We start from the raw sequence: 18822 nt of genomic DNA on the forward strand, positions 1-18822 counted from the left end.
CGCCGCGGAGCGCGCCGCACTTGCAGGCCCTCTTCTTTCCACAACCGATGCACTTTCTTCTTGTTGATCTCGATACCGTCGTCGAAGCGCAGGTGCGCCCACGCGCGCCGGAACCCGTGCCGGGGGTTCTTGCGGGCATACGTGCGTAGCTGCTCGCGCAGTGCGGCGTCGGGGTCGGCCGGGGTGTGCGCTTGCGGCAGCCGTCGATAGGCGGAACGGGAAAGCCCAACTACCCTGCACGCCATACGTTCTGACATGTTCTTGACGTCTTTGAGCATGTCGATGGCGGCGCGTTTGGCGGTCGGGCTCAGAATTTTCCCTTGGCGATCTCCCGCAGCGCGTCTTTCTCGAGTTCGGCATCGGCGAGCAACCGCTTGAGTCGGCTGTTCTGCTCGCGCAGCTCTTTGAGTTCCTTCGCGGCGTCACCGTCCATGCCGCCGTACTGGCGGCGCCAGTTGTACAAGGTGGCCGCCGACACCTCGAGATCGGCGGCGATCTCCTCGCCGGTCTTGCCTTCGGCGGCCAACTCGTCGGCCCGGCGCAATTTGCGCACGATGTCCTCCGCCGAGTGACGCTTGCGTCCTGCCATGATCCTCATCGTCCCTTCTCCGCCCTCATCAGGGCAATCGGGACTCTAAAACAACCCGGACCGGTTCACGGGGGACACGCCACACCCGCGAGATACCCGACGACTCCGATCCGCGATCCGCCGAGTGCCGCCGCGGCCGGCACGACGTAGGAGACGTTCAAGAACGTCATCACCGCGACTGCACCGGCGGGCGAACCGAAGGCCGCCCACAACGACTTTCGATAGCCGACACGGACCTGCGACCAACCGTCGTACATCCGGCAACTCACCACCGCGCTGCCCTCACCGACGACGCCGCACCCGCCCGACGCCTTGACTGCGCGAAGCAACCCGATGTCTTCGAGGACGTCGGCGCGGACGGCCCGATGACCGCCCGCACGTTCGTACGCGTCCCGGTCGACGGCGAGGAACTGGCCGTTCGCTGCCGACAGGCTCGGTCGCGGCGATCGTTCTGCGAGGCCAAGCGGCAGAGTGCTCATCCACGACCATTGCAGCAGCGGTTGCACCAATCGCTCTGCGGCACCGCTGGTTTCTTGTAGGGGATAGGGGCAGAACAGATCGAGGTGCGCGGCGCGCATCGTCGCCACGGTCGCGACGAGTGCGTCGGCGGCCAGGCGCACGTCCGCGTCGACGAAGACGAGGACTGCCCGGTCGCCAGCCGTGCCGTCAGCCGCGAACGCAGCCAATTGGGCACAGGCCCACGGCTTTCCGAGCCATCCGTCGGGGCGCGGTTCGCCCCGCAGTACGACGAGGCCGTCGTCGTCTGCGCTCAACTGGGCGAGCAGATCCGGTGTCGCATCGGTCGATTCGTCGTCGAGTACGACGATGTGCGTCGGACCTGGCCAACGTGCGGCGGCTTGCTGCAGGGAACGCACGCAGTCCGTCACGTCGGCGGCCTCGTCGCGGACGGGGAGTAACACCCACAGCGGCTCGGGCTCGCACGGCAGAGTGGCGTCGGGAACGCGGATACGGCGCGCGTTGTCGACGGTCAGGGCCAGGCCGCCCAGGGCGCTGACCGAACCGACGCGGATCAGGTTGCGCCACAGTCGATGTGTGAACCGATCGTCAGGCCGTCGGGACACGGTGACCCCCCGACCGTCGCGCAGTACGGATCTCCCGGACCACCGAGACCGCCAGCGGCACCGCGATCACGCCCATCACCAGCGCCCCGGTCAATGCCACCGGCGCTCGACCGAAGAACACGGCGTGGGCGAGCACCGACGAGAAATAGGTCCACAGGTATGCGGCGACCGGCACGGCATCGGTGTGCAGCGTGGAGACGCTATCGGAGCGCCCGATGGTGACCTCGAGCACAATCATCATCAACACCGACACGAGCAGCCACCCGCCGAAGTTGGTCAGCGGAATGCCCTCAACACCAGGCAGATTCGGCGTGGTGTGCAACCAATACCAGTGCCCGGCGTCGACCATCTGTGGGTCGAGGAAGACGTCCCACGCGGTCAGCGCCCACGCGCCGACGACCACGGTGGCGACGCGTCCGTGCCTGCCGACGAGTCGTCGTGCGACATTCCACGCGGGCCACGCCATCATGATCCAGGCCAGCGGAACCAGGATCGGTACGCCCGCGATTTCCAGGCCGAGGGTTCCGGTGTAGTCGTACTCGCCGAACGGAAATCCGGTGTGTACGCCGATCGCCTCCGCGAGCAGTCCGCCACCGCCCGCGACAACGAGCAGTACCGCCGCAGCACCCACGCCCCGAGTGGTCGCGGCGTCGACGAGCATGGCCGAGGCGAACAGGAGCACCGTCGCGGTGGTCAGCGCGGGGGTGCCGCCGGAGGTCAGCGGAAAGCAGATCTGCACAAGGATGGTCGCCCCCAGGAGCAGCCACGCCAGTCGGGATGTCACGGGCGGACTCCTGAAAAGTTGCCACCCGCGTAGCTGCCCTCGACGTCGAGCACGGCCAGGCGCGCGAAGAGGTCTTCCGCGTACCAGCGCTGCGGTCGGGTCTCGCGGATCGCATTCGCGTGGGCGGGAGATCGATAGGCGAAGTCGGTGAGGGCAGCGGCGTTGTCCCACAGCGAGAAGGTGCCCTGCAATCCGATGGGCGACTCTCCGATTCCCACGGCGAGGCGCAGTCCATCGCAACCGGTGAGGTCGGCGACGACCGGCGGAACCGCGCGCCAGAACGAGAGTGCACGGGTCGGTCGAAGTCGTGCGCGGGTGATCGCGGCGACCGGACCCTCCCACTCGCGTTTACGCGACGGATCGTCGATGAGGAACGGTTCTCGACGCGACCACTGGCCCTTGGTTGCGAGGGGTGTCATGCGGACCCTCAACTCGGTCGTGCTCACCTCCGACCAGCCACGGATCGCCGTCGACGCCGCCCCCGCATCTGCCGCATGACTGTCATCCCAGACCGTGAGCAGTGCCCAGTGATGTGGATCGGCGTCGCGCATGGTGAAAGTCTCCCCCGAACCGGTCCCGAGAAGCTTGGCGAACCGCAGACCGGGTATGCGCCGCAGTTGCAGCCGGCTTATCGCCACCCGGCTTACCGCTCGACCTACCTGTGGGGTCTCCCAAATTCGCAGCTCGACGGCCTGTCCGCTCACCGCGCGCCCTCGCCTGGCTGGAAACTCACACACGTTCTTCGGAGTGGCTCACGGTCGGGATGGGTGAGACGAACAGTGATCACGACACGAAGAAAAGGTAGGCTACCCTCACAAATAGGCGGCGATGCGTAGACGGAAGGTCGAGAAATGGTCGAATCACCCACGAAGAATAAGTCGCGTGGCTGGCAGGGCGCGGTCCTCAAGCTCATGGGAGCCGACGACTACGAACTGACGGTGACCGGTTCGCGGCAGATCACCGATCACTATGTCCGCGTCGATTTCACGGGCGGTGGACTGCTCAAGGACCGGCCGGTGCACCCGACCATGTGGATTCGTATGTGGTTCGTGAACAAGCACGGCAAGATCCACCAGCGCGGTTACACCCTCGTCGATCCCGACCCGACAACCGATACCTTCTCGATCGAGTTCGCGATCCACGACGGCGCCGCGCCGCGCTGGGCGCTCTCGGCACAGCCGGGAGACGTGATCAGCGCGACGTTCATGGGATCGAAGTTCGCGCTTCCCGAACCCGCGCCAAAGGGGTGGCTCGTCGCGGGCGATCCCGCGGCGCTGCCCGCGATCAACTCATTGCTGGAAGCCCTGACGGCGTCCACACCGACTGTCCCCGCGACCATCTGGTTCGAGGTCTCCCACGACGACGACAGGGAACTGCCGATCGCCGTGCGCGAGCACGACACCCTGAACTACGTCGAACGTGGGTCGGACGGCAATGCGATCGTCGAGCAGGTGCGTGCCGCGGCATTCGACGCGTCGGACCACTTCGCGTGGGTGGCGCTGGACATGACCGCGACCCGCGCAATCGCAGGCGTGTTCAAGAGCGACTACAAACTCGACAAGAAGTCAGTCAAAGCCCAGGCGTACTGGCGCACCGGTATCGATCCGTCCTGACCGATCCGGGCGCCGGGAGCGCACCGCTTATCCGTTGCGGAACCAACCGTTGTTGTAGATGTTCCAGATCGCCTGCTGCCAGTAGCCCCACGCGTGGGTTCCGGTGATCGGGAAGTCGGTGCGCAGGTTCACGCCGAATGCCGGCGCTGCGAGCGCGAAGGTGCGGCTCTGCTCACCGGCGACCGCCTCGATTGCCGTCGAGTTGAATCCGGTGATGTAGAAGTCGGTGTTGTTGGCGCCGGGAGGCTGATGGTCGCCCCACACGCCGGTTCCCGCGTACATCCACAGGTGCAGGCCGTTCATCGACGGCAGATTCTCCGTCGGCGAATGCTGGAAGGCCTCCGCGTTGGGGAACCAGCCCCACATGTCGTTGAGGTTGTAGTGGCCCGCATCCCAGGCCGCTGCGCGCAGCATGGTCTGCATGCCGGTCGCGACGAGGTTCATGAAGCCCGACATCGAGACCACGCGCTGGTAGAGATCGCGCCGTTCATTGCCGATGATCACAGCCTGGCTCGCCGACATCGAGAGGCCGACGAGCGTGCGGTTACGGAAACCGTGGCTGTCGAGGAACCGCGGAAGGCTGCCCTTGAGCACGCTCTCCCAGCGATACGGATTGCGCTGGCCGGCGCTGGCTGATGCCCGCTGCCAATCGGCGTAGAACGACGACTGGCCACCGATCGGCATGACCACGTTGTAACCACGCTGAGCCAGGTAGGCGACGTTGGTCTCCCGCTCCCAGCCGTTGAAATCGTTGGTGGCGCGCAGGCCGTCGAGGAAGATGATCGTCGGCGCATTCCGCGGGTTGGTGGTCTGCGACGGCCATGCGCGGACCGAGACCGGGTGGTCCATGCCGTAGTTGTAGATCTGCTCGTTGATGAAGCCCTTGATCTGCTTGGCGGGCGGACCCCACGCACGTGCGCTGCCTGCGCCAGAGATCAAGCCGACCACGAGGGCCAGCGCCACCATCAAGACTGCACCGGGCAAAACCCGACGACGTGTGTGGGACACGAGCAATCACTTCCACTAGAAGAACGTGAATTCGAGAGTCATCCGATCGTCCGATCGGTGACAGTCGATTCAGGAATCGCGATTGAGCCTACAGCGTGTCGTTATCAATTGGTAATACGAGTTTGGCTGATATTCAGGCCCGACCACCAGGCATACCCCGCCAATCCGACAAATCTGTCGTGATTGTTCCGTGATCATCACTTGTCGTTTCCCCAGCGTGTGTCGGGTCGACGCGTAGCGTTGGAATCGAGTCTGGGTAGCTGCACCACAAGCAATTTTCTTACGAAAGCTGGAGGTATGCGCTGTGACAACGATAGCGATAGTCGGAGGCGGACTTGCGGGGGCGAAGGCCGCCGAGGCGCTGCGTGAACAAGACTTCGACGGTGATGTCGTGATCTTCGGCGTCGAGAACGAGCTGCCGTACGAACGACCGCCGTTGTCGAAGGAATTCATGCAGGGCAGCAAGGACCTGCCGGAGTTCACCGTCCACGACACCGATTGGTACCTCGACCAGCGCGTCGAGTTTCGACCGGGAACCCGCATCGAGAAGGTCGACGCCGCGGCCAAGACCGTGTCGCTCCCCGACGGCACGACGCTGACCTACGACAAGTTGCTGCTGGCCACTGGCTCGTCGTCGCGGGTCATCGACCTGCCGGGTGCCGACTCCTCGGGTGTCCACTACCTGCGGACCATCGACGATGCCCGCGCGATCCGCGAGACGCTCACCGAGGGATCGCGCCTGGCGATCGTCGGAGCGGGCTGGATCGGCATGGAGGTCGCGGCGTCCGCGCGTGAGCGCGGGGTCGAGGTGGCGATCGCAGAGGCATCGAAGCTCCCGCTGCTGCGTGCGCTGGGTCCGGAAGTCGCCCAGATCTTCGCCGACCTGCACCGCGAGCACGGCGTCGACCTCCGGACCGAGGTGAAGGTCGCCGAGATCACCACCGAGAACGGTGTGGCGACGGGCCTGCGCCTGGCCGACGGCGACACCATCGCTGCCGACACGGTGTTGATCGCCGCGGGAGCTGTTCCCAACCTCGACGTCGCGGAGTCGGCGGGACTCGACGTCGACGGTGGCGGCGTGCTCGTCAACGCGGGCCTGCGCAGTAGCGACCCCGACATCTACGTCGTCGGCGACATCGCGAACGCCGAGCATCCGATCCTCGAACGTCGGGTGCGCGTCGAACACTGGGCGAATGCCCTGAACCAACCGGCAGTCGCAGTCACCAACATGCTCGGTGGCAGCGCCGAGTACGAGAACCTGCCGTACTTCTTCACCGACCAGTACGACCTCGGCATGGAATACAGCGGACTGGCCGACGGCTACGAGAAGGTCGTCTTTCGCGGTGATGTGCCGGGACGTGAGTTCGTCGTCTTCTGGCTCGACGGCGACAACACCGTCCTCGCAGGCATGCAGGTCAACATCTGGGATCAGCTCGACGGCATCAAGCAACTGATACTCGGCGGAGACCCCGTCGACCCGGACGCTCTTGCCGATTCGTCTGTGGCACTTGCAGACTTGTAAGTCGTGCACGCGCCGACAACTCCGCTGACCTTCGACGTCGCGCTCACGTCGTGGCGTCTCGACACCGTCACGACGGTGATCGTGGCAGCCGTCCTGGCTGTCTACTGGGCGGGTTGGCGGCGGAGTTCGACGGTGTCGCGCGGGTCCGCGTGCGTGTTCACCGGCATCGGCATCGGAGTCTGGCTGCTCGCGGGCATCAGCGTGGTCGGCGTCTACTCCGACACCCTGTTCTGGATCCGTGCACTGCAGTTCGTGCTGCTACTGCTGGTTGCGCCGTTCGGTCTGGCGCTGGGCCGACCCGTGACGGTGCTGCGCGAAGCACTCGGCTCGCGCGGCCGTGCACGACTCGACGCCGCGATGAACAGCCGGGCCGCACGCGTGCTGCTCGGGCCGATCCCGACGTCGGCGCTGATACTCAGCGTGCCCTGGCTGATCTACTTCACCGGGTGGTACGAGCTGGTGCTGCGCGACGAGTCGGTCGACGTCGCGACACGACTACTACTGGTGGCGATCGGCGTCGGATACTTCTATGCGCGCCTGCAGGTCGATCCCGTTCCGCGCAGGTATCCGCAAGCATTGTCGCTGGGCATCACGACGGTCGAGAGCATCGCCGACGGCCTGCTCGGGATCGCGCTGTGGCAGGGGTCGCTGGTGGCGGTCGACTACTACACGGCATTGCACAGAACCTGGGGTCCGAGTCTGCGTATGGATCAGACGATCGGTGCGGGCATTCTCTGGATACTCGGCGACGTCGTCGGATTGCCGTTCCTCATGGTGCTGTTCCGACGGTTCCATACCGACGAACGCGAGACGGAAAAGCAGGTCGACGCCGCGCTGGAGTCGAGTGACGAGGCGGCCGTCCCCGACGCCGACGATGCCACGAGCGGATTGTGGTGGGAGTCGGATCCCAACTCGCGGGACCGATATCGTTAGGCGATGCGGACAACCGTCGACCTCGATTACGCGACCGCGATCACCCTCGGGGCGTCGGGCCTGGTGTTTCTTCTTGCCCTGATTCTCGGGGTCTGGAAATACGAGCAGATGCGCAGCTCGCCCGACCACCTGGCGCATCCGTACGTCGACATCGCTCACCGGTCGGCGCTGCTCTATGCATTCGCGACCGCTCTTGTCGCAGTCTTCGTCTATCTCAGCGCGTGGCCGACGTGGCTGAATCTCGCCGCGGCGATGGTGATGGTGGTGTTCTTCGTCGGCGCTATCGGCAGCTACATCCTGCACGGAATGCTGCGCGACACCACCAATCAGTTCGCCCGCGAAGATCCGGTGCTGCGGGTGTCGATGATCGCGCTGATGGTCGGCGAGATCGGCGGCTTTCTCGTGCTGTTCGCCGGTTTCGTCGCCGGGCGGTTCTAGGAGTTCAGGACTCCTGCGGGTTGCCGCCCTGTGCGGCGTCGGCTGCGGCGATCTCTGCGCGCACCTGATCCATGTCGAGGTCGTTCACCGCGGTGATGAGCTGCTCGAGCTGTGCAGGCGGGAGTGCACCCGGCTGATTGAAGACCAGCACGCCGTCGCGGAAAGCCATGAGCGTCGGGATCGACTGGATGCCGAAGCCCGCTGCAAGCTGCTGCTCGGCCTCGGTGTCGACCTTGCCGAACACGATGTCGGGGTGAGTCTCCGACGCCTTCTCGAAGGTCGGGGCGAACTGTCGGCACGGACCGCACCATTCCGCCCAGAAATCGACCAGCACGGTGCCGCCAGCCGAAATGGTGTCCTCGAAGTTGCCAAGCGTGATCTCTTGTGTGCTCATGAGTCCACGGTACGCAGAAAGGGAATACGCGTCAGGGCGCGACGTCGAGCCAGTCGGTGAACCCGCTCGGGTCGTGCCTGCCGAGGCAGAAGTGCTCGAACATGCCCCAGCCCTCCCGCGTCGTACCGTCGGCTTCGCGGCACCGCGCACGCGCGACGTGATCGGTGGCGCCGAATGCGATTCGCCCGGCGACCGCGGGGTCGGTCATGTCGTAGGTGACGCGTTCGGTGAATCCCTCGCCGCGCCACATGCCGTGCTGCCAGTCCGGGTCGCCGCCGTAGCCGCCGCCGACGTGCAGCGGTGCGGCAAGCAGCGAGTCGACCTCCAAGGTGACCGGCGAACCGTCTGCGGCGGTTGCCGCGATGGTTGCGCCCGTGACCTCGCGGGTCCCGGAACGGTAGTGGATGTCGAATCGCGGCCAGCCGAGTTGTTCGACGCGGCCGTCCTTCCAGACCCGTGAGCAGTCGTTGAGCGTGCGGATGCCGTCGGGTGACTCCTGGACGATCAGCACGAGCTCGAAGTCGTCGAACGCGATGGGGACGTAGGTCCACCACATGCCGTCGAACGGCGGATCGGCGGGACGTCCGGCGGGTTCGGCTTCTCCGACGGGTCGGATGCCCCAGGAGCGGTCGCGGCTACCGATCCACCTCGACGGTTCGACGGCGATCTCGGTGTCGTCGACGCGGATCCACCCCGACCACGACCCGAGTTGGGCGAAACGCTGCGCGTCCAACGTGATGCGGTTGCCGCTGCGCATCACATGCGGCAGTTCTTGCACGACGTCGAACAGTCCGTTCCACGTCAGGTCGAAGGAGATCCCTTCGGTGGGTTCGAGGGTGAGGCGGATCGTGTGGAGGGGGTCGATCACCTCGATGCGGTAGCCGCCGACGTGCTGGTCGAGGCGATTCTGATCGATCGCGTCGGACAGGTGGACCGCGGTCTGTTCGTCGCCGCGTCGGATCACGACGAACGCATCCTTGACCCCGAGGTTGGGGTAGTAGCCCAGGCCGGTCACGAGGAAGATGTCGCCGGTGCGGTCGTGGGCGTTGAAGTAGCACCGGTCGTAGAAGTTGCGGTCAGAGCTGCCCGGCCATGCAATCGGTTGGGGCAGTTGATGAACCGGATACTCGTCGAGTGGTCCCAGCATCAGATCTCCTCGTCGAGTAGTCGCTGCAGTAGTGGGCGGTGGTAGAACAGCTCGGCGTCGACGTCGGATGGTGGCGCCATCTCGCCGAAGTGGATGCGCCGTGACGCGGTGCGCATGAAGATCACTCCCCACATCACCGCCGAGTACAGGTAGAACCAGTGCAGGTCGCCGAGCTCGATGCCGGTGAGGTCGCGGTAGGTGGCGCGGACGTCGTCTTCGCGAAGTACATCGGGCAGTCCGGGCATGCTGGCGAGGCCGACGAGTTCTTGAAAGACGTTGTGGGCGAATATCAACCACGCGACGTCGAGTTCACGTGGGCCAAGGGTTGCCATTTCCCAATCGAGGACGGCAGCGGGTGTGAAGTCCTGATAGATCACGTTGCCGATGCGCGCGTCGCCCCAGTTGAAGACAGTCTCACCGGAGGCGACGTCTGTGGGGAAATGGGTGTCGAGCCAGACCATTGCGCGGTCGAGGAGCGGGGAGCGTCCGAGATCGTCTGCTGCGAAGTCGTAGAAGCGCTGCAACTCGTCGAGGCGTCGACGTAAGGGGGTCGACGACGCCTCGCCGCCCTGGTCCAGGAACCCAAAGGTGCTCTGCGCGTTGGGAATTGAATGCAGTGCCGCGATGACACCGATCGTCGCGTCCTGCAGGGATCTGCGCTTGTCGGCGGGGGCATCGAAGAACCAGTTGTCGCCGAAGGTGTAGGGCATCACGTCGGGAGGTACGAGGCCGTCGACGCGGTCCATAAGGAAGAAGGGTGAGCCGAGTAGGTCGCCGCTTGGTTCGAGCCAACGCGTTGTGGGGATGGGCAGGTCGGTCAGTTGTGCTGCGAGGCGCATCGCCTCGAATTGGTGGTCGAGGTGGTACTCCGCGAACACAGGGATGTCGGCGGGCCGTGGCTGCATCCGCATCACCCACTGTTGTTCTCGCGCAACGCCATTCTCGGTCCAATGGCCGGTGAGCATCACGGTTTCCGACGACATGCCGTTGGCTTCGATACCCGCGTCGACGGTCACGCTCGGGTTGGCGCCCGGCGGTAGCAGCTCGCTGAGCCATTGCGCCAGCAATGTCGGGATCGTTGCGGTATTCCGTTCCGATCGCTGCAGATGGTCGAGTTCCTCGAGAGTGGGCCTGGTGCTCATGGCGAGTCCTTTCGCCGGATTACGCTACGCTGAGTAGCGTTATGACACCAGATACGACGACGGATGGCAAGGTTTTCGGAAAAGGTCGTCCCCGCGACGGCGCGATCGACGTGGCAGTACTTGCTGCGGCACGAGAACTGTTGGTGGAGCAGGGATATGCGCGGCTGACCGTGTCGGCGGTCGCTGCGCGGGCCGGTACCACAAAGACGGCGATCTACCGACGGTGGTCGGGCAAACAGGATCTGGTGCACGACGCGACCTTCTCCGGCATGACGGTCTTGTCGGCGTCGACAGGCCATGTCGCCGATGATCTCGAGGTGATGGTCAACCGTGCGCGCGAGGTGTTCAACTCGCCGGTGACACGTGCTGCGCTGCCCGGATTGGTGACCGACATGGCGGCCGATCCCGAACTCCATCGTCGTGTGATCGAGGGGTTCGCGAGTGTGTTCGCAGCGTTTCGGGATCGGCTGGTGGCCGCGGTCGACACGGGCGAGGTACGTGCAGGCACAGATCCCGACCGCGTCGTCGAGATAATGGGAGGCGCAGCGATGTTGCGTGCGTTGCTGTTACCGACCGTGGAGCTGGACAAAGACTGGGGCGCAGGCATTCTCGCGGTTATCGAACACGGCGCTCTCGCAGACTGACTGCCGGTACCCGGATCTCACTGCTTCGTGAGATCCGGTGCGGGGTCGTCGTCTTCGCTGCGCTTTGCGAGAATCTCGGTCACCTTGTACATACCGAGGACGACGATGACGAAGGCGATCACGCCGACGATCTGCGAGCCGTTGGCCCAGCCGTCGCCGACAACCGCAAGCACACCGTCGTCGCCCGTCGACGCGACGATGGCTGCATAGACCACGTTCCAGAGTGCTTCACCGACGATGAGTCCCGTCGCGACGAGCACTCCGATCCGCTTCTTCTGTGCGACGTCACCGCCCACGCGCTCGCACCACTTGTTGTAGATGTGGCCGAGAATGGCGCCCACTGTGATCATCAACGTCACAGACATCGGTAGGTACATGCCCATGCCGACAGCGAGAGGCGGCAGCGCGACCTTCTTGTTCACCCGGCCACTGAATTCGTCGATGATGATGACGACGGCGCCGATTGCCGCGCCGATCCCCAGCATGCTCCAGTTCAGGTCGTCACCGAACACGCCCTTGGCCAGTTCGGAGATCAGACTTGCCTGCGGGGCGGGCAATGCGTCGGCTCCGGCCCCCGGCGCGCCGGCGAACCCGAAGGCGGTGTTCATGACGCCGAGGATCGGCGGGATGACCAGCGAACCGAAGCACACGCCGATGATCAATGCCACCTGCTGTTTCCACGGTGTCGCCCCGACGAGCTGACCGGTCTTGAGGTCTTGGAGGTTGTCGTTGGAGATCGTCGCGACGCCGAACACGATGGCGGTAGCGAACAGCGTGAAAGCGACGAGGACAGTCGACTGTTGCGGGTCGGCCGCGCCGTAGACGAACTTGATGAGCAGTGCGGCGATGATCACGGCGAGAATGCCGACACCGGAGATCGGAGAGTTCGACGACCCGATGAGACCGGCCATGTAGCCGCACACCGCGGCGATCACCATGCCGATGATGAAGATGAAAAGAACTGTGGCGGCGATGATTCCGCCCGCACTTCCGGACAGTGCGGTTCCGTGGACGAAGTCCCAGAGCAGCAGCCCGATCGGCAGCAGCATCACGACGATGGTGCCGCCCACGATGGGGAACGGGATGTCACGCTCGGTGATGTCGACGGTGACGCCTTCGCGGCGTGCGCGTGCCGACGCCATTGCGTCGACGATGCCCTTCACGATGGGTGCGATCAGCTTGAGCAGGGTCCAGATGGCGGCGATGGCGATGGCGCCTGCGCCCACGAAACGGACGTCGTCTTTGAACACGGTGCTGACGACGTCGGCGACGTCGGAGTTCGCGGCGAACTGCCCCGCGGACTTGATCGGGAGGATGACCCCGTACGAGATGATCACCCCGACGAACATGGCGATGCCCACGCTCAAGCCCACGAGATGTCCGATACCGATCAGCGAGAGTTGCAGTCCCGCACCGATCATGGTGCCCCCGGAGCCGACCCGGAAGGCGGTCGAGACGTCGGTGCTGATCAGTTTGAGATTGCCGAGGAGTGCGAAGATCGCCGACGTGGTGCCGCCGATGGTGATGGCGCGCAGCCCGATTCGATTGCGTCTGCCCCCTTCGTCGGTGTTGCCGACCTTGAGTACTTCCGCAGCGGCAACACCCTCGGGATAGGGCAGGTCGGATCCCGTGACCAGTGCGCGACGCAGCGGGATGGAGTACATGACGCCGAGGATGCCGCCGACCAGACACACGGCGACGGTGATCCAATACGGGAAGCCGGTCCAGTACCCCACCATCACCAGGCCGGGGATCACGAAGATGATCGCCGAGAGCGTTCCCGCGGCTGAGGCAATGGTCTGGACGATGTTGTTCTCGACGATCGAGTGGTTGGCGAAGCTGCGCAATACCGCCATCGAGATGACGGCTGCCGGAATGGCCGTCGCGAAGGTGAGGCCGACCTTGAGGCCGAGGTAGACGTTGGCAGCGGTGAACACCAGGGTGATCACGCCGCCCAGGATCACTCCGCGGATGGTGAGTTCGCGAAGACCTGCCGGGCGGTCGGGAGCTGTCACTGACATTGAGTTCCTCGCTTCCGAGGGCACCCCCGTGCCCGTCGCCTTGATGGATCTCGTCAACTCTAGAGCCGACGACACAAGCGTGTGTGTTGTTGCACCCGCGCGGCGGGCTGTGGCGAGGGGTGTGATCGTGACGAGAACGTGTGTCTGGGCGCAATACGGCGTCGACGCTTTCGGATTTCACTCAGGCATCACCGTGGGGTGGTAGGGCTGATAGCGGGGAGACAGGAACCGTCGGGGGCCGATCGACCGAAAGGCAGTGCGTATGTACTACAGCAGCGGCAACTACGAGGCGTTCGCGCGACCACGGAAACCCAAGGGAGTCGACGACAAGACGGCGTGGTTTGTGGGTGCGGGACTTGCCTCGCTGTCCGGGGCGGCATTCCTCATCCGCGACGGCCAGATGAAGGGTGACAAGATCACGGTGTTCGAGCGTCTGAAGCTGCCCGGTGGCGCGCTCGACGGCATCAAGGAACCCAAGAAGGGCTTCGTGATTCGCGGTGGCCGCGAGATGGAGAACCACTTCGAGTGTTTGTGGGACCTCTTCCATTCCATCCCGTCGATCGAGATCGAGGGAGCCAGCGTCCTCGACGAGTTCTATTGGCTCAACAAGGACGACCCGAACTATTCGTTGTGCCGCGCCACCATCAACCGCGGGCAGGATGCGCACACGGAGAACAAGTTCACCCTGAGTGACAAGGCGCAGAAGGACATCGCTCGTGTCTTCCTCGCGACGCGTGAGGAGATGGAGAACAAGCGCATCGACGAAGTCTTCAGCGACGAGTTCTTCGAGAGCAATTTCTGGCTGTACTGGACGACGATGTTCGCATTCGAACGGTGGCATTCGGCCCTCGAGATGAAGCTCTACATCCATCGGTTCATCCACCACATCGGCGGTCTGCCCGATTTCAGTGCGTTGAAATTCACCAAGTACAACCAGTACGAGTCGCTCGTGCTGCCGCTCTACACCTGGCTGCTCGACCAGGGCGTGACATTCCACTTCGACACCGAGGTCACCGACGTCGATTTCGAGATCAGCGGAGATCGTAAGCAGGCCACGAAGATCCACTGGACCGCTGGGAAGGACAGCACGGTGCCGGACAGCGCGGGCAAGGACGGTGTCACCGAGCTGGGTGAGAACGACCTGCTGCTCATGACCATCGGATCGCTGACCGAGAACTCCGACAACGGCGATCACGAAACGCCTGCGAAGCTCAACACCGGACCAGCGCCTGCCTGGGATCTGTGGCGGCGCATCGCGGTGAAAGACCCGTCTTTCGGCCACCCCGACGTCTTCGGCGGCAACATCGACAGGACCAAGTGGGAGTCGTGCACGGTGACCACGCTCGACTCGCGCATCCCGTCGTACATCCAGAAGATCACCAAGCGTGATCCGTTTTCGGGGCGTGTGGTGACCGGAGGCATCGTCACGGCCAAGGACTCCAACTGGCTGATGAGCTGGACGGTCAACAGGCAACCGCACTTCAAGCAGCAGCCGTCCGACCAGATCGTCGTGTGGGTGTATGCACTGCTCGTCGACACCCCCGGCAACTATGTGAAGAAGAGCATGTCGGAGTGCACGGGTGAGGAGATCACCCAGGAGTGGCTCTATCACCTCGGCGTGCCGGAAGAACAGATCCCCGAGATGGCTGCGACCGGCGCGAAGGCGGTTCCGGTGATGATGCCCTATGTGACGTCGTTCTTCATGCCGCGGCAGGCGGGTGATCGTCCCGACGTGGTACCGGAGGGATCGGTCAACTTCGCATTCATCGGTCAGTTCGCCGAGACGAGTCGTGACTGCATCTTCACCACCGAGTACTCGGTGCGTACGCCGATGGAGGCCGTCTACACCTTGCTCGGCATCGAGCGCGCGGTGCCAGAGGTGTTCAACTCGACCTACGACGTTCGCAGCATGGTGGCGGCGACGAGTCGTCTCCGTGACGGCAAGATCGCAGACCTCCCCGGCCCCAGCAAGATCCGCGAGGCCATTCTCGGCAAGCTCGAGGGCAACGAGATCGGCCAGCTCCTCGCCGAGTATGAGTTGATTCCCGCGGCCGGCTCGAAGCGGACCATCCGCAACGATGCGATCGACCTGAACGGGTCGATCGGTGATCACGCGCCGGCGCAGGCGCCCACGGGTGAGCATCCGGGGAGCAAGGAACTCGACTGAGCAGGTCGTCCGCCTCTGTTCGAGCGGCGGACGCGTCGGCGGTCGTAGTGTCGGGTCATGGCCCGAAACATTGCGACCGCCGACGCCGTCGATCACAGCGCACTCCTCGAGTTCCTCCGCCCGCGACACCGCATGTTGCTGGCCACCCAGCGACGTGACGGCTCACCTCAGCTTTCACCGGTGACCGGCGGGGTCGACGACGAGGGACGGATTGTCATCGCGACGTACCCCGGGCGGGCCAAGACGTCGAATGCCAGGCGGAACCCCGACGTCAGCGTGTGTGTCGTGTCCGATGAATGGAACGGGCCGTGGGTACAGGTCAACGGCACCGCCGAGGTGTTCGACATGCCTGAGGCGGAGGATGTCCTCGTCGACTACTTCCGCTCGATCTCGGGTGAGCACCCCGACTGGGAGGAGTACCGCGCCGCGATGCGGGTGCAGAAGAAGTCGCTCATCCGCATCACGCCGACGTCGTGGGGCCCGGTCGCCACCGGCGGCTTTCCCGCCGACATCGCAGCTGAACTCGACGACCGGGAGGGGAAGTAGGTCGGAAGTCGCAGGCCTTCTGTTCGGGCTTTCGACCGGTTACCGGCACAAAGCCCGAACAGATCATCGGTTCGACACCTTGCTCCGGCCGAACTCGGCGACCAGTGCAGCGTCGAAGACCGCGAGGTCGTCGGGCTTGCGGCTCGTGATGAGGGTGTTGGGGCCGTCGCGGTCGACGACCAACTCCTCGTCGACCCAGGTGGCGCCCGCGTTGCGGATGTCGGTCTGCAGGCTCGGCCACGACGTGAGCGTGCGACCGCGTACGACGTCGGCTTCGACGAGCGTCCACGGTGCGTGGCAGATCGCCGCGACGGGCTTGCCCGCGTCGAAGAAACCCTTCGCGAAGGCGACGGCCGAAGCGTCGGTACGCAAAAAATCGGGATTGGCAACGCCGCCGGGTAGCACTAGTGCGTCGAAGTCGGCTGCGCTGACCGAATCGGTTGTCGCGTCGACGCTGAACTTGTCGGCGGCGTCGAGGTGGTTGAATGCCTGCACTTCGCCGTCGCTGGTGGATACGAGTTTCGGTGTGCCGCCGGTTTCTTCGACGGCGCGCCACGGTTCGGTGAGCTCCACCTGCTCGATACCCTCCGGTGCGACCAGAAAGGCGACGGTGATTCCGTTGAGTTCGTCTGCCATGTGACACGATTCCTCTCGTTTGTCATCCCCTACTTCGACCGTACGCGTCGATATCGCTACGCCGATCCGCACGCGGATGCGCAGGACAGACGTACGGTGAAGGCATGGCACTGACGTCAGACGTTGCAGTGATAGGCGCCGGGATCATCGGACTCTCGACTGCATATCAGCTCGCCCAACAGGGATCGACCGTCACTGTGTACGAGACCGGAACACCGGGATTCGGCCAGTCGGCCGGGCAGTCACGGATCTTCCGGCACGCGCACGACGACCCGCGCCTCGTCGAACTCGCTGTGCGCGCTCGAGCGCACTGGCGCCGATGGGAAGACGAACTCGGCGCGCCGTTGGTGTCCGGCGACGGTGGTCTCGCTCTCGGGGACACAGCAGTGCGGAGATTGCCTGCGATGCAACAGTATTCGGAGATCGGGGCGCGCGAGATCGATTCGGACGAGTTGCATTCGCTACTGCCGCAGTTGGCCGACTACGACGGCCCCGCGGTGTTCGATCCCGCCGCGGGCTCCATCCACACACGCACGGCCATCGAACTGCTCAGTCAGAGTTTGGGCGATCGTGTTGTGCGCGAACAGGTTATCTCGCTCAGGAGTGTCGACGACAGCGTGCAGGTGCGGTGTCCTACACTGGTCGGCGATCACGGGGCGGCCGTCGTGTGTGCCGGTAGGGGCACGGCGGCGTTAGCCCGCTCGGTTGGCATCGAGATCCCGGTGCAACTCGGCGCACATGTGCGAGTGTCGTTCGCGGTGCGCGACTCCAGTATCGGTCGTCTGCCGACGTTGCAGGACGGTAGCGGGCAGTTCGGTTTCAGTGGAATTTACGCGGCCGCATACCCGGACCGTTCGGCTTATGGTCTGGGACTGTCGGATTCGGTCGATGCTGATTCTGACGGGACGATCGTCGACGGTGATACGCTCGCCCGCTTTGCCCACGACGCTCGCGCCTATGTGTCGCGCGCACTCCCAGGATTCGATTCGACGCCGACAGGCATCGTGCACTGTTGGGTCACCACGCTGCCGTGGGGCGACGACGGCGTCGGGATTTGGCAGAACGGACCGGTCCTGGCAGTCGCCGGACACAACCTGTTCAAGCACGCACCGACGATCGGCGAGACACTCGCGCTTGCCGTCGACGTGGGCTCGGTCCCCACTCCGTTCACCCCTGCCGACAAGCTGGGTGCGGCGCAGGGCTGACCGCGAAACGTCGGGGTGACGTGACGATATTCGCGGCTCACTTCCCCGGGTCCCTCGGGTGAGGTTACGAACGCTTCGGAATCGATGCCTCGCGCGACATCCATCCGCTGGAAGTGCACCTCCATTCCGGGCGTGACGTCAGCACGCCGCGACCGCTCAGATCACTGCATTGTGATCAGTAGGGAGGCGGGTTTTCTTCGTTCCACTTCTCTTCGGCGCGTGCGACTTTCGCGCGTCGTCGGGCGTGGATGGTGTCGATGGTTCGACGCGCGGGATGATCTGGTGGTTTGGCGGGGATGAGTTTGGGGAACAGATCGAGTCCGCCGAAGGCGTTGCCGACAAAGGTGTGCCCGGTGGGGGATACGAAGATCGCCGTTTGCAGGTCGAGTTGGTAGTCACGCCAGCGGCCGAACGTTTTGGTGCGGTGATGAAATCGGCACAGTGGTTTGAGGTTTGTGCGCACTGTCAACCCGCCGCTTGCCGGGTTGCGGTGGGAGAACGGGGTGCTGTGGTCGACGTCGGCCTGCCACACCGGGTTGGTGCAACCGGGGAACGTGCAGCACAGTTCACCCGAGCGGACCAGGGCGAGAAGCTTCTTGCTGGGCACGTAGCGCAGCGCCGAGCGGGCGGCCGCGGCGTGGTCGGGGTGCAGTGGATCGACGCTGCCGACGCCGGTGTCCAGGTAGTCGAATGCTGCGTCGACGGCCAACTCACGGACGGCGTCGGCGTCGATGACTCCGACACCATCGAGGTAGCCGGGCTGATCGTCCTGGCCGTCAAGGGTCGATTGATTTGCGACGACATGAATCATTGCGCGCGGACCCACCGGTGCTGGCATAGGCGTCGGGGTGGGTTCGGTGGTGTCGACGTCAGCGGCGTCGGGGCTGGTGCAGGTGTCGCATCGGCAGGCGAGGGTGGTGTCGCCGTTGGCGAATGCGGTCAGCGCATCGG

20 protein-coding genes are annotated in these 18822 nt (G+C 64.6%); 8 read left to right on the plus strand and 12 right to left on the minus strand.

The features are described from left to right. From A5766_RS02600 to A5766_RS02620, 5 genes are all read right to left on the minus strand, one after another. A partial coding sequence (locus A5766_RS02600) for an IS3 family transposase (RefSeq protein WP_156527340.1) occupies window positions 1–278 on the minus strand: 278 nt, incomplete at its 3' end. A gap of 29 nt (window positions 279–307) precedes the next feature. Next, window positions 308–589 carry a transposase gene (locus tag A5766_RS02605; protein WP_006368849.1) on the minus strand — a complete coding sequence of 94 codons (282 nt, stop codon included), beginning with the start codon at window positions 587–589 and terminating at the stop codon, window positions 308–310. A 65-nt stretch (window positions 590–654) separates the two neighbouring features. Next, window positions 655–1671, minus strand: a complete 1017-nt coding sequence (locus tag A5766_RS02610; protein ID WP_005203351.1) for a glycosyltransferase — start codon at window positions 1669–1671, stop codon at window positions 655–657. Further along, window positions 1655–2455: a carotenoid biosynthesis protein gene (locus A5766_RS02615; protein ID WP_039854713.1), complete on the minus strand. Its 801-nt coding sequence runs from the start codon at window positions 2453–2455 to the stop codon at window positions 1655–1657. The genes A5766_RS02610 and A5766_RS02615 overlap by 17 nt, the downstream gene beginning before the upstream one ends. Continuing rightward, entirely contained in the window at window positions 2452–3093 is a 642-nt protein-coding gene (locus A5766_RS02620) for a hypothetical protein (protein ID WP_005203347.1), read from the minus strand. Before A5766_RS02620 ends, A5766_RS02615 begins: the two co-directional genes overlap by 4 nt. A gap of 213 nt (window positions 3094–3306) precedes the next feature. Here A5766_RS02620 and A5766_RS02625 point away from each other — a divergent pair, with 213 nt between their 5' ends. Further along, entirely contained in the window at window positions 3307–4068 is a 762-nt protein-coding gene (locus tag A5766_RS02625) for a siderophore-interacting protein (RefSeq protein ID WP_005203345.1), read from the plus strand. A 27-nt stretch (window positions 4069–4095) separates the two neighbouring features. Here the strand turns inward: A5766_RS02625 and A5766_RS02630 are convergent, their stop codons facing one another. Further along, window positions 4096–5076, minus strand: coding sequence for an alpha/beta hydrolase (locus A5766_RS02630; protein WP_231894524.1), 981 nt, complete (start codon window positions 5074–5076; stop codon window positions 4096–4098). Window positions 5077–5380: 304 nt separating this feature from the next. Here A5766_RS02630 and A5766_RS02635 point away from each other — a divergent pair, with 304 nt between their 5' ends. Genes A5766_RS02635 through A5766_RS02645 form a run of 3 tightly spaced genes read left to right on the plus strand, consistent with a single transcriptional unit; the run spans window position 5381 to window position 7969 of the window. Further along, complete coding sequence (locus A5766_RS02635; RefSeq protein ID WP_005203341.1) at window positions 5381–6598, plus strand: NAD(P)/FAD-dependent oxidoreductase; 1218 nt, start codon at window positions 5381–5383, stop codon at window positions 6596–6598. 3 nt (window positions 6599–6601) lie between these two features. Continuing rightward, complete coding sequence (locus A5766_RS02640; protein ID WP_064903298.1) at window positions 6602–7531, plus strand: cytochrome c oxidase assembly protein; 930 nt, start codon at window positions 6602–6604, stop codon at window positions 7529–7531. A gap of 3 nt (window positions 7532–7534) precedes the next feature. Further along, window positions 7535–7969: a hypothetical protein gene (locus tag A5766_RS02645; RefSeq protein WP_005203337.1), complete on the plus strand. Its 435-nt coding sequence runs from the start codon at window positions 7535–7537 to the stop codon at window positions 7967–7969. 4 nt (window positions 7970–7973) lie between these two features. On the opposite strand, the gene trxA is transcribed toward A5766_RS02645, so the two are convergent. From trxA to A5766_RS02660, 3 genes are read right to left on the minus strand one after another with little or no spacing between them, the layout of a single operon-like run. Next, the gene (gene trxA, locus A5766_RS02650; RefSeq protein WP_005203335.1) at window positions 7974–8363 is read right to left on the minus strand and encodes a thioredoxin; all 390 of its coding nucleotides are present in this window, start codon (window positions 8361–8363) and stop codon (window positions 7974–7976) included. 31 nt (window positions 8364–8394) lie between these two features. Beyond that, on the minus strand, window positions 8395–9510 hold the full coding sequence (locus tag A5766_RS02655; RefSeq protein ID WP_005203333.1) for a hypothetical protein: 1116 nt from the start codon (window positions 9508–9510) through the stop codon (window positions 8395–8397). Further along, the gene (locus A5766_RS02660; protein WP_005203326.1) at window positions 9510–10652 is read right to left on the minus strand and encodes a phosphotransferase family protein; all 1143 of its coding nucleotides are present in this window, start codon (window positions 10650–10652) and stop codon (window positions 9510–9512) included. Before A5766_RS02660 ends, A5766_RS02655 begins: the two co-directional genes overlap by 1 nt. A 41-nt stretch (window positions 10653–10693) precedes the next feature. On the opposite strand from A5766_RS02660, the gene A5766_RS02665 reads away from it, so the two are divergent. Beyond that, entirely contained in the window at window positions 10694–11296 is a 603-nt protein-coding gene (locus tag A5766_RS02665) for a TetR/AcrR family transcriptional regulator (protein ID WP_005203325.1), read from the plus strand. A 17-nt stretch (window positions 11297–11313) separates the two neighbouring features. Here the strand turns inward: A5766_RS02665 and A5766_RS02670 are convergent, their stop codons facing one another. Continuing rightward, complete coding sequence (locus tag A5766_RS02670) at window positions 11314–13317, minus strand: OPT family oligopeptide transporter (protein ID WP_039854709.1); 2004 nt, start codon at window positions 13315–13317, stop codon at window positions 11314–11316. Between the two features lie 262 nt (window positions 13318–13579). Between A5766_RS02670 and A5766_RS02675 the strand changes: the two genes are divergently transcribed. Both A5766_RS02675 and A5766_RS02680 read left to right on the plus strand, forming a co-directional pair. Continuing rightward, on the plus strand, window positions 13580–15484 hold the full coding sequence (locus tag A5766_RS02675; protein WP_064861875.1) for an oleate hydratase: 1905 nt from the start codon (window positions 13580–13582) through the stop codon (window positions 15482–15484). Window positions 15485–15541: 57 nt separating this feature from the next. Next, window positions 15542–16030 carry a PPOX class F420-dependent oxidoreductase gene (locus tag A5766_RS02680; protein WP_064903299.1) on the plus strand — a complete coding sequence of 163 codons (489 nt, stop codon included), beginning with the start codon at window positions 15542–15544 and terminating at the stop codon, window positions 16028–16030. Window positions 16031–16093: 63 nt separating this feature from the next. Here A5766_RS02680 and A5766_RS02685 read toward each other — a convergent pair whose 3' ends face one another. Beyond that, window positions 16094–16666, minus strand: a complete 573-nt coding sequence (locus A5766_RS02685) for a type 1 glutamine amidotransferase domain-containing protein (RefSeq protein WP_064861262.1) — start codon at window positions 16664–16666, stop codon at window positions 16094–16096. Window positions 16667–16770: 104 nt separating this feature from the next. On the opposite strand from A5766_RS02685, the gene A5766_RS02690 reads away from it, so the two are divergent. Further along, the gene (locus A5766_RS02690; RefSeq protein ID WP_064861263.1) at window positions 16771–17871 is read left to right on the plus strand and encodes an NAD(P)/FAD-dependent oxidoreductase; all 1101 of its coding nucleotides are present in this window, start codon (window positions 16771–16773) and stop codon (window positions 17869–17871) included. A gap of 175 nt (window positions 17872–18046) precedes the next feature. Here A5766_RS02690 and A5766_RS02695 read toward each other — a convergent pair. Next, window positions 18047–18822: HNH endonuclease signature motif containing protein (locus A5766_RS02695; protein ID WP_156527341.1), on the minus strand; the 776-nt coding region annotated here is incomplete at its 5' end.

This window comes from Gordonia sp. 852002-51296_SCH5728562-b, from assembly GCF_001665475.1.
Classification (GTDB): Bacteria; Actinomycetota; Actinomycetes; order Mycobacteriales; family Mycobacteriaceae; genus Gordonia; species Gordonia sputi.

Bases quoted from the DNA above. Each gene is read 5' to 3' on its own strand.
- A5766_RS02605 (WP_006368849.1), bottom strand. From the start codon at position 589: ATGGCAGGACGCAAGCGTCACTCGGCGGAGGACATCGTGCGCAAATTG.
- A5766_RS02625 (WP_005203345.1), top strand. From the start codon at position 3,307: ATGGTCGAATCACCCACGAAGAATAAGTCGCGTGGCTGGCAGGGCGCG.
- A5766_RS02645 (WP_005203337.1), top strand. From the start codon at position 7,535: ATGCGGACAACCGTCGACCTCGATTACGCGACCGCGATCACCCTCGGG.
- trxA (WP_005203335.1), bottom strand. From the start codon at position 8,363: ATGAGCACACAAGAGATCACGCTTGGCAACTTCGAGGACACCATTTCG.
- A5766_RS02655 (WP_005203333.1), bottom strand. From the start codon at position 9,510: ATGCTGGGACCACTCGACGAGTATCCGGTTCATCAACTGCCCCAACCG.
- A5766_RS02660 (WP_005203326.1), bottom strand. From the start codon at position 10,652: ATGAGCACCAGGCCCACTCTCGAGGAACTCGACCATCTGCAGCGATCG.
- A5766_RS02665 (WP_005203325.1), top strand. From the start codon at position 10,694: ATGACACCAGATACGACGACGGATGGCAAGGTTTTCGGAAAAGGTCGT.
- A5766_RS02670 (WP_039854709.1), bottom strand. From the start codon at position 13,317: ATGTCAGTGACAGCTCCCGACCGCCCGGCAGGTCTTCGCGAACTCACC.
- A5766_RS02675 (WP_064861875.1), top strand. From the start codon at position 13,580: ATGTACTACAGCAGCGGCAACTACGAGGCGTTCGCGCGACCACGGAAA.
- A5766_RS02680 (WP_064903299.1), top strand. From the start codon at position 15,542: ATGGCCCGAAACATTGCGACCGCCGACGCCGTCGATCACAGCGCACTC.
- A5766_RS02685 (WP_064861262.1), bottom strand. From the start codon at position 16,666: ATGGCAGACGAACTCAACGGAATCACCGTCGCCTTTCTGGTCGCACCG.
- A5766_RS02690 (WP_064861263.1), top strand. From the start codon at position 16,771: ATGGCACTGACGTCAGACGTTGCAGTGATAGGCGCCGGGATCATCGGA.